This is a genomic window from Fodinicurvata sp. EGI_FJ10296 (assembly GCF_040712075.1).
Taxonomy (GTDB): Bacteria; Pseudomonadota; Alphaproteobacteria; order DSM-16000; family Inquilinaceae; genus JBFCVL01.
Map to the genome: position 1 here is coordinate 1 of NZ_JBFCVL010000017.1, position 9,061 is coordinate 9,061.

Annotated in this window: 8 protein-coding genes; 4 read left to right on the forward strand and 4 right to left on the reverse strand. The window is 58.8% G+C overall.

All coding sequences use genetic code 11. The features are described 5' to 3' along the window. Nucleotides 1-219: hypothetical protein (locus tag ABZ728_RS21785; protein ID WP_366658546.1), on the reverse strand; the 219-nt coding region annotated here is incomplete at its 3' end. 362 nt (nt 220-581) lie between these two features. On the opposite strand from ABZ728_RS21785, the gene ABZ728_RS21790 reads away from it, so the two are divergent. Both ABZ728_RS21790 and ABZ728_RS21795 read left to right on the forward strand, forming a co-directional pair. Next, nucleotides 582-1,697: an IS5 family transposase gene (locus tag ABZ728_RS21790; RefSeq protein ID WP_366658547.1), complete on the forward strand. Its 1,116-nt coding sequence runs from the start codon at nt 582-584 to the stop codon at nt 1,695-1,697. Continuing rightward, on the forward strand, nt 1,694-2,038 hold the full coding sequence (locus ABZ728_RS21795) for a hypothetical protein (protein WP_366658548.1): 345 nt from the start codon (nt 1,694-1,696) through the stop codon (nt 2,036-2,038). The genes ABZ728_RS21790 and ABZ728_RS21795 overlap by 4 nt, the downstream gene beginning before the upstream one ends. 435 nt (nt 2,039-2,473) lie before the next feature. Here the strand turns inward: ABZ728_RS21795 and ABZ728_RS21800 are convergent, their stop codons facing one another. Both ABZ728_RS21800 and ABZ728_RS21805 read right to left on the reverse strand, forming a co-directional pair. Further along, entirely contained in the window at nt 2,474-3,697 is a 1,224-nt protein-coding gene (locus ABZ728_RS21800) for a GAF domain-containing sensor histidine kinase (protein ID WP_366658555.1), read from the reverse strand. A gap of 157 nt (nt 3,698-3,854) precedes the next feature. After that, on the reverse strand, nt 3,855-5,552 hold the full coding sequence (locus tag ABZ728_RS21805) for a HAMP domain-containing methyl-accepting chemotaxis protein (RefSeq protein WP_366658550.1): 1,698 nt from the start codon (nt 5,550-5,552) through the stop codon (nt 3,855-3,857). A 296-nt stretch (nt 5,553-5,848) separates the two neighbouring features. On the opposite strand from ABZ728_RS21805, the gene ABZ728_RS21810 reads away from it, so the two are divergent. Next, entirely contained in the window at nt 5,849-6,427 is a 579-nt protein-coding gene (locus ABZ728_RS21810; RefSeq protein WP_366658551.1) for a MucR family transcriptional regulator, read from the forward strand. Nucleotides 6,428-6,461: 34 nt separating this feature from the next. Here ABZ728_RS21810 and ABZ728_RS21815 read toward each other — a convergent pair whose 3' ends face one another. Then, nucleotides 6,462-8,009, reverse strand: coding sequence for a hypothetical protein (locus tag ABZ728_RS21815; RefSeq protein ID WP_366658553.1), 1,548 nt, complete (start codon nt 8,007-8,009; stop codon nt 6,462-6,464). Between the two features lie 298 nt (nt 8,010-8,307). Between ABZ728_RS21815 and ABZ728_RS21820 the strand changes: the two genes are divergently transcribed. Continuing rightward, nucleotides 8,308-8,718, forward strand: coding sequence for a CBS domain-containing protein (locus ABZ728_RS21820; RefSeq protein ID WP_366658554.1), 411 nt, complete (start codon nt 8,308-8,310; stop codon nt 8,716-8,718). Nucleotides 8,719-9,061: the final 343 nt, after the last annotated feature.

Below are 9,061 nucleotides of genomic sequence, written 5' to 3' on the forward strand. Positions count from 1 at the left end.
GCTTGCATTTGCATCGTCGGCCCTGACACCTCGCGCCGACAGCATCGAGCGCAGCCAGAGCCCGTAATCCGCAAACAGCGCCGGGTCGCCGCCGGCCACGGCTTCCGCCAGAGTGGAGAGATGGCGCCCATCATTGGCCCGATCGTCCGCGTACCCGTCTTCGGTCGCGGGCCGGAAAATCTCGATCTCTTCGTCGATCCTATCACTGCTTGTCGTCATCTGTTTCCAGATCTTGATGCAAATGACAAATCGAGATGTGGATACTGAAGGCGAATTTCAACCGGCAACGCTTTACGCGTGTATTTTCAGATAGATATCTCAGAGGTAGAGTTGGAAAAGCGCTATAAGACCGTATAAATATTGATGAATAATCTTAAAACGCGTTAAAATTCTGAATTTTAAATGTCAGAAAATTAATATTACCCGATAATAAGTGTATTCTAATAACGGATTCTGTATTATGACGTTAGTGGAGAGATCCATCATCGTACGAATTGGTGACTAGCAGGATGCTGAAAAAGTAGCTGACGTTGGCGTTTTGGCGTGATTCTCTCCGGTGTGAGCGAGTTTGGGAGGGAAGAATGCGCGGGGATGACAGCCGATCGGGCAGCCTTTTCAGCTATGTCGATCTGGAAGCGCGAGTGCCCAGGGAGCATCCGCTGCGCGTGATCCGTGGCATCGTCGATGATGGGCTGCGGCAGTTGTCGAGTACATTTTCGGAGATACACAGCGATCAGGGTCGTCCCGGCATTCCGCCGGAACGGTTGCTGCGCGCCCTGTTGCTTCAGGCACTCTACGGCTTGCGCTCCGAACGGCAGATGATGGAGCGGTTGGATTTCGACCTGCTGTTCCGCTGGTTCGTCGGGTTGGGGATCGATGATCCGGTCTGGCATTCGACGGTTTACGCCAAGAACCGTGACCGTTTGTTCGAGGGTGCGGTGGCCGAGCGATTTCTGGCCGCGATCCTGGTCCATCCCAAGGTTGCGCCGCTGCTCAGCCGAGAGCATTTCTCGCTCGACGGCACGCTCATGGAAGCATGGGCCTCGGTGAAGAGCTTTCAGCCCAAGGGACAGGATGACGACGGCACCGGCGGCGGCGATCCGCCTTCGGGCGGTCGCAACGTTTTGCGAGATTTCCACGGCGACCGACGATCGAACGCGACCCATGCGTCAACCACGGACCCGGATGCTCGGCTGTTCCGCAAGGGACGGGGCAAGGAGGCCAAGCTCGCTTACATGAGCCACCTCCTCACGGAGAACCGCAACGGTCTGATCGTTGATGTCCGCACGACCCGCGCTCACGGTAACGCCGAAACCCTGGCGGCGGTAGATATGCTGGCCGCCCGTGCCCGTCGGCCCGGAATGACCGTGGGCGCCGACAAGGGCTACGACACCGCGGATTTCGTAGCGGAATTGCGCGAACTTGGCATTACCCCCCACGTCGCACAGAACGCCTACGATACCGGCAAGGCCCGCCGGCGTTCTGCCATAGATGATCGGACGACCCGCCATCCCGGTTATGCCGTCAGCCAACGGGCACGCAAGCGGATCGAAGAATGCTTCGGCTGGATCAAAGACGGGGCCGGTGGGCGGAAGGCGCGTCATCGCGGCCTGGACCGCGTTGGCTGGCAGGTCACGCTGACGACCGCCGCCTACAATCTGGTGCGCCTGCCGAAGCTGATCGGGGCTGCGCCATGACGGCTCCGATCGACTGCCAGATCATCGGCCGCTGGCGCATTGTCGGCGCCGACCTCTGGGAGCGCGACTATCTCGACCTCGTGGGACCCGCCACCTTTATCGTGGCCACGAACGGACGCGGTGAGATCACCTTCGGAGCGCTTCAAGCCGGCTTCGATATCGGCTACAGCCGGACAATCATCCACTTCACCTGGCGCGGGTTCGACGAGATGGACGAAGTCGCCGGCACTGGCTCGGCCGAGTTGCTTGACGATGGCGCCCTGGAGATCGAATTCATCTTCGACCAGGGCGACGAAGCCATACTCACCGCCGTCCGGGACAGTTTTTCAGCAGCCTGCTAGCAGCCTTTTCTGCGCGACGCCGTGCGGCAGGCACTCGGGCTGATCGTCGATCATGCATTGAATTTCCGTGCCTGTTCGCACGGGATCACGCCGAAATCATGGCGTGTCCGGATGGCTCGACGCCAATCGACATTCTGATCACCAACAGGGTGGGGGATGCATCCGGCCTGGATGTGCTGAAAAGCATTCGATCCGGAGTGGCGGGGCTACCGGGAGCGCTGCCGGTTCTATTGGTGATGGATATGACGATCCGGAAGGAGATCGAAGGGCTGATGGGCATCTTTCCGGGTCGATCGATGTCGCGGCCGGTTGCTGACGCGTATCCGGCCCTTGTAACGACCGAACTCTCCCACCTTCACCGCAGCGATGTTCATGACGGCATAGAGCCCAGTGCACGCTCGACCGATTCCGTTCCGGCTGACGCCGTAAAAAGCGTCAGGGCTGCGAGAAGGCTTTTGGCCATGTCAATGTCACCGTCGTTCCGGCATCAATCTCGCTGTCGATGTCAAATGCGCCGCCCATTCGTTCCATCAACCGTTTTGACAGGGCAAGACCGAGCCCGCTGCCTGGTGTTGCGGTTTTCTCCGCCGCAGGACCCCGCAAGAACGGCTCCCCGATCGCGTTCAGTGTTTCGGCATCGATGCCGATGCCGGTATCGGAAATCAGAAGCGCTGCCCGATCGCCGCCATCCGTGCCGGAAATCGTAACAGTACCATCGGCGGGCGTATATTTGACGGCGTTCGTCATGATGTTGAGCAGTACCTGGCGGGTCCGTTGACAATCGGCTGTCACCATCGAGGAACTGGCGTCAATGTCGTTGTGGATGGTCAGTCGGGCGGAGGATGCCTTTGTCCGCATCAGATTCAGACACCAATCGACCTCTTCGGCCAGATCGACCGTCTCCAGCGAGAAGTCCGAGCCATCGGCATCGACTTTCGAAAGACTCAGGATGTCTTCGATCAGGCTGAGCAGATGGCGGCTGCTTTCCAGTATATGGGTGGTATACTCTTTGTAACGCGGGTCTCCGAGTGGACCATAAAGCTCGCAATCGAGGAACTCGGTGAATCCGATCACCGCATTCAGCGGCGTGCGGAGTTCATGGCTCATCGTGGCGATGAAAACCGTTTTCGATCGGCTCGCTTCTTCTGCCTCGCGCTGATTTTGAAGCGCCATCTGCCTGATTTCTTCGGAATGGATGCGGTCGCTGATGATCCGGCCGGCGGCCTGAGCCAGATCCTCCAGTATAGTCACCATGGCAGCGGTGATATCGTGCCTGGGACGCATATCGAGGACACACACAGTGCCGCCGCGCACCCCGCTGTCGAGCACGATCGGAACACCGGCATAGAATCGGAGATCCGACATATCGCCCTCCAGAATCATTCGACTGAAGCGATCATCCTGATGAAGGTCCGGGATGACCAGTGGGGCGCCCTGTTGAGCCGTGGTCGCACAAATGGCCTGATCAACAGGAGTCTGGGTCGTCTCCGTGCCATGTCGGCCGAGAAAGAATTGCCGATCGCGAGTCAAAAATGTCACCAATCCAATGGGCAGATCCGTGGTCGTGGCCGCCACCTTGGCAATCGCATTCAAGGCATTGTCAGACTCGAAATTCCGGGGAAATGAGAACTGAGCTCCGTTATCCGACGGGTTGTCCATCGTCGTTAAAGGCAAAATAAAAATCCCCCAGCTTTAATACATCAAAAATTACATGGCACCACCATTAGTAGTTTATATGGGGGTCGGGCATTTATTCTGCATTGCCCATTTGTGGGATGGGGGTATGCACGGCACACACGCAGTGAGGGGCGGCGGGTCACGCCGCCTGCATCTCCTTGATGTAAGCCGTGATCTGACGTTTCAGCGCCTCGCTGCGGGTCGCCACGCCGTTCGCGGTCGAGGCCACTTGCTCCGCCGCAGAGGCAGTGTCCTGAGACACGCATTTCAGACCGTCGACATTGTCGGCGACCTGCTGGGTACCGTGAGCGGCTTCCTGGATGTTGCGAGAAATCTCCTGAGTGGCCGCCGATTGCTGCTCACCCGACGCCGCGACGGCCGTGGAGATTTCGTTGAGTTCCCGAATGGTCTCAGTGATGGCCCGGATCGCGGGACCGGTGTCTTCGACCCCGTTTTGCATGTCGCCGACCCGCGCCCGGATATCATCCGTCGCCTGGGCCGTCTGCCGCGCCAATTGCTTGACCTCTTGGGCCACGATTGCAAAGCCTTTGCCGGCCTCGCCGGCGCGCGCAGCCTCGATGGTGGCGTTCAGCGCCAGCAGATTGATCTGCTCGGCAATGTCGGAAATCAGGGTGACGATCTCGCCGATCTTTTCCGCACTGGTGCGCAGATCCGTCACCCGTGTCGACGCGGTATCGGCCTGATCGTCCGCACGCTCGGCTATTGAGGAGGTTTTCGCCACTTGCTGGCCGATTTCCTCGATCGATGCCGTCAGTTCCTCCGTGGCGGAGGCGACGGTCTGGACGTTGGCCGTGGCCTGAGTTGAGGCAGCGGCAACGGTTTCGGCCTGACTGCTGGTTGTATCTGCCGTGTTCGCCATGGACCGGGCAGTGGTTTCGAGTTCCTCAGCGGCCGACGCCAATGTCTGCATCGCTTCCTCGACCTCGGTTTCGAAGGTTTGCGTCAGCACCTTCACCTCCGCTGCGCGTTCTTCCTTGCGTTGAGCTTCGGCATGCTGTGCTTCAACCATCGTTTGCTGATCCTGGGCGCCGCGTTTGAACACGGCCAAGGCGCGGGCTATATCGCCGATTTCATCTCTGCGCGTCTCACCGCGAACGGTTGTCTCCAGGTTGCCGGCAGCGAGCCCCTTCATGGCAACGATCATCTGGTTCAGAGGAGCGACAATGCCTGTTCTGGCGATGACCAATCCGGCGGTAATGCCAGCACCAATACCGGCGACAGCGATCAGCACCATGATCGTCATCGCGGTCGATGCCTGCTGTTCCGTCAAAGCTGCGCGTTCCGCAGCGATGTCTTCGGACTCGGCCACGAACGCATCGACCGTGTTGCGCAGTTCGACTGCCTCATCGCGACTGGCCTCGACACTGGACAACACCATTTCCTGGTCGGCCGATATCGTGACGTCGACGTCTTCGGCCGTTTCAAGCGTGCGTAGCAGTTCCGCGAAATAGGCATCGTATTCGCGGCCTATCTGCTCCAGATACGCCATTTGAGCGGGTGTGGCCCGTGCGCGCAGACGATCCAGACGCTCTGTGAACACCTGATGCCGCGTCATGATTTCTGTGCGCATCTCTTCCACCATGCCCGGATCGGCAGCCGTGGCATATTCCGCCCGATTCAGGGCGAGGACATCGGCGGAGAGCTGCGCGCCCAAACGAGCCTCAGTGCCGGCCCGGTCGATGGCATCGGCCGCTCGGGTCATTCGATCCAGCGATTGAACCCCGACACCGGCAATGACGATCGCGACAAGGGCCAGTACAATAACAACGGCCATTGATTTGGTTGATACGGTAAAGCGTCCCAGCCATTCTCTCATGGACCATATTCTCCGCGAAAATTGGATGTTTTCGGCATTATTCGGAGGCATGGTCAGCCTGTCATTTTAAATAAATTATTAATTCCTGATATAAGAATACAAATGTACAATAACGGCAGTACGGTCGGTGAAAATTCTCGAAAAAAGATGTAGATGAAAATTGATTCCGTCTATGAACAAATTGCACCATCAATCTATAATCATTATGGTCACATGTATTGACTGCGCATAAGTACAAAGTCATATTCTTACTAATTGCGTCCTGAAATCGGTCCCATCATAAAATGAGAATTCAAATGTATGACGCACATTTTGCCCCCATACAACGCGATCGCATCGTCCGGGATACCGCAAATATTATTTGTGCCTATTTACGTAACAATCCGGTTGATCCGATTGACCTCCCCTCGTTGATCACATCGGTCTCCGACGTCCTGTCCGCCGTCGAGGCTTCCTCTCAACCACCGACCCCGGCCGTCCCCTTATCTCAATCCGTGCACAGCGATTATATTATCTGCCTTGAGGACGGTCATCGCACGGCCATGCTCAGACCGTATCTGAAAAGACAATACGATCTGACACCGGAGGCTTATCGGCTGCGTTGGGGGTTGCCGGCGACGTATCCGATGACCGCGCCGGGATATTCGCAACGGCGGCGACGCATTGCGAAGCAGATCGGCCTTGGGATCCGATGGCCGATGGGCTCCCTTCGGATTCGCTCCGGATATTTCGCCAGGGATGCGGGCGAAGGCCTTGGAGAGCCAGAAACTTCCGGCACCGTCGTGGCCGGGCTGCAATTGAAATTTGGAGAAAATGACTCCGCGCAGGTCGCACCCACTCGATGCATCCGGCACGTGACGAACGAAATCTGTTAGGCTGGCAGTATTGTGCGGCCGGTTGAACGGCCTGTCAGTGCACTCTGCGGGCCCATAGATCACCACCTGGATACATGCGCGAAGCAAGGCAGTCATCCATGATCCCGTTCAACCAATCCAGCAGCGGAATCTCCCTCGGCTTGCGCGCCGCCTCGGCGATGGCACGTTTGAGGGTCTGCGCGACCAAATGGTCGCCCCTCTCCGCGCTTCCGGTCATAACCCGCGCGGCAAACCGCAGCTTGGGCAGAAGCAGCATGATTTCGGCGGGCGACGTCTCCTGCCTTCGCATTGGTCGGACATCTGCATACCGAAAGCCGTTTCGTTGCTGTCCGCTCCTAGTATCAGGTTTTTGCAGGTCGCGGCCCAGCAGCACGCCGATCCGTTTTTGCCGGCCGGCCGGCTTCCGCAGGTAATACTGCCGACCCCACGAACGAATTGCATGATCGGCAAGCTGCATATTCTTGCCGGCCGATCCCGCCGCGTGTACAGTTGACGTGAAGAATTTTAAGCTTAGGCGGCAGGCCGTGAGCCCGGCGGTCGCCCGTGACATTGCGGCTTTCGATGTGACATCGAGCGCCATGATACGGTATTGCTCCTCGGGGTCGGCAAAGCTATAGGCGCGGTGGAGTTCCGGCGGCGCCGACGCGACGCCACAACGCTCTTCGCGTTCCGCATCAGCCTGCGGCCCCATGGTCTGCGTTGTATGCGCCTTCGACGCCTGCTTTGCCGGGGCCTGTTCGTCCGGTCCCTGCTCAGGCTGTCGACTCTTTTTCGCCCCGGCCGTTTCGCTTTGGTCGGGAGCGCCCCCTGGATGTTTTGGGGTGGCCGCCGAACTTCGAGCCATATTATTCCGACTTCCAAATTGTGGTTCGGGGTTCAGTCCAAACGGAAGCCGCCGCTGATCATTCAGCATGACGCGCATCCTGCGGACCTTCGCCGCCGTCAGGAAAGGCATTTCCAGCGTATAGTGATCGTGGCAGTCACGCTCATCGAAGGCATGTACGGTCCCGGGGCCAGATTGCCTCTGAAAGAAAGCCGCGAGGGCTTCGGAGGCGTCGCCACAGTTGTGGCATTCGCGCTTGCTCGGCTCGGTCAGAAAGCCGTTATCGGCAAAAACATCTCCGACGCGCTCACTGGCTGTGGGATCATCCGGAATGATAAATGGATAACGATGCTGCGGGATCCTGCGAAAGGCCGTATTCATCTCGGTTGCGGACGCGATCTCGCCGATGCTCGCGGATTTGCATGTATCATTTCTCGTATTGGTGTCCGCTTCGTAGGTTCGATCCTGCGCAGCCGCCGAAGGGGCTTGCCTTGCCACCTTGTGCCGGCCGATCCAACAACCGGAATCGGGCCTGCCCGGAGCGACTGAAAAGAGTTGAGACAGACGCCGGACGGAAGCGAGCGTCAGGCCGTAGTAGCGGGCGATGTCCAGGTCGGAGAGGCCATAGTCTCGCATGGCACGAAGCGCGACATCCGGCATGTTGCCCAGCTTGCGGGTTATGCTGTGCCGTCTCCCGGCCCGGCCCGAACTCAGGAGCGGAATGCTGACGAAGCGGCCCGTCGTGCATCGTTCGGTCATTGCTGCACCCCCCCTGTTTCGGGAGCGGCCTATTCCCGGTGGCCGCGCCAGAATCTTGATGATCCACTCTTCGCACGGCTCGCGGGCACAGCGCATTAACAGCGATTAACCTGCCGCGGGGATCCCGGCGCAGAAAATGCAAATTGATATGCGCGCGGCAACGCAGGTAAAGGCAGGATCGTGCAGATAAGCGCAGACTGCCTGTTGAGGGGCTTGCAACCCTTAATAGAACGAATGCCGGAGGGTATCGCGCGAGGCAAAAGCTAGAATTCGGCCCGCCGGCCAGAAAGGAAGAAGAATGGAAATCAGCAGACTGATGCGCAAACCGGTCACGGTTACGTCCGGCGAAACGCTCGCCGCAGCGGCGGCGCTGATGCATGAACACGACGTCGGGTCTGTCGCCGTGATGGAAGGAAGTCACATTGTCGGAGTGCTCACGGACCGCGATATCGTGATCGGTCACGTCGCCGCGGACAGTTCGACGCGTGCCGTCGTGCAGGATGTGATGACCCCTCAGGTCGTGAGTTGCCCTGCGACCGCAAGCGTCGAGGAGGTGGCAGCAACCATGGGCGATTATCAGGTCCGGCGGCTGGTAATATGCGACGACGCGGGACGGCTGGTCGGCATAGTCTCTGTCGGCGATATTGCAAAGCATTACTCCGAACATTTGGCCGGCGAAACGTTGGGAGAGATCGTCGAGTTCCGGTAGCCGCCAGGAGCAGGCAGGCAGGACGCAGCAGGCACTCACCCCCGGTCACCCGCGTAGGCAGGCAGGTTTGTATCCGCGAGGGCAGGGAAGGCAATACCCCGCCGGGACACTGACTAAGCAAGATCCGGGACTAAGCAAGATCCGGACTGGCCGGATGCCGGCTGACGGCAATCGCGTCCGACGTGCGCTGCGCTATTGCAGCGATTTACCACGATGCAGGTGAAATTGAGGCGTGCTCAAGTGTCCATCGGCAACAGGATCTTGTGCCGCAGCGTGTCCATGTCGAAGCCCGCAATTTCGCACAGGGCATCGACATCCGTCAGCTCGAAGGTCAGGTGATCGG

Coding starts and splice junctions, on each gene's coding strand:
- ABZ728_RS21795 (WP_366658548.1), top strand. CDS start 1,694: ATGACGGCTCCGATCGACTGCCAGATCATCGGCCGCTGGCGCATTGTC.
- ABZ728_RS21800 (WP_366658555.1), bottom strand. CDS start 3,697: ATGGACAACCCGTCGGATAACGGAGCTCAGTTCTCATTTCCCCGGAAT.
- ABZ728_RS21810 (WP_366658551.1), top strand. CDS start 5,849: ATGTATGACGCACATTTTGCCCCCATACAACGCGATCGCATCGTCCGG.
- ABZ728_RS21805 (WP_366658550.1), bottom strand. CDS start 5,552: ATGAGAGAATGGCTGGGACGCTTTACCGTATCAACCAAATCAATGGCC.
- ABZ728_RS21790 (WP_366658547.1), top strand. CDS start 582: ATGCGCGGGGATGACAGCCGATCGGGCAGCCTTTTCAGCTATGTCGAT.
- ABZ728_RS21815 (WP_366658553.1), bottom strand. CDS start 8,009: ATGACCGAACGATGCACGACGGGCCGCTTCGTCAGCATTCCGCTCCTG.
- ABZ728_RS21820 (WP_366658554.1), top strand. CDS start 8,308: ATGGAAATCAGCAGACTGATGCGCAAACCGGTCACGGTTACGTCCGGC.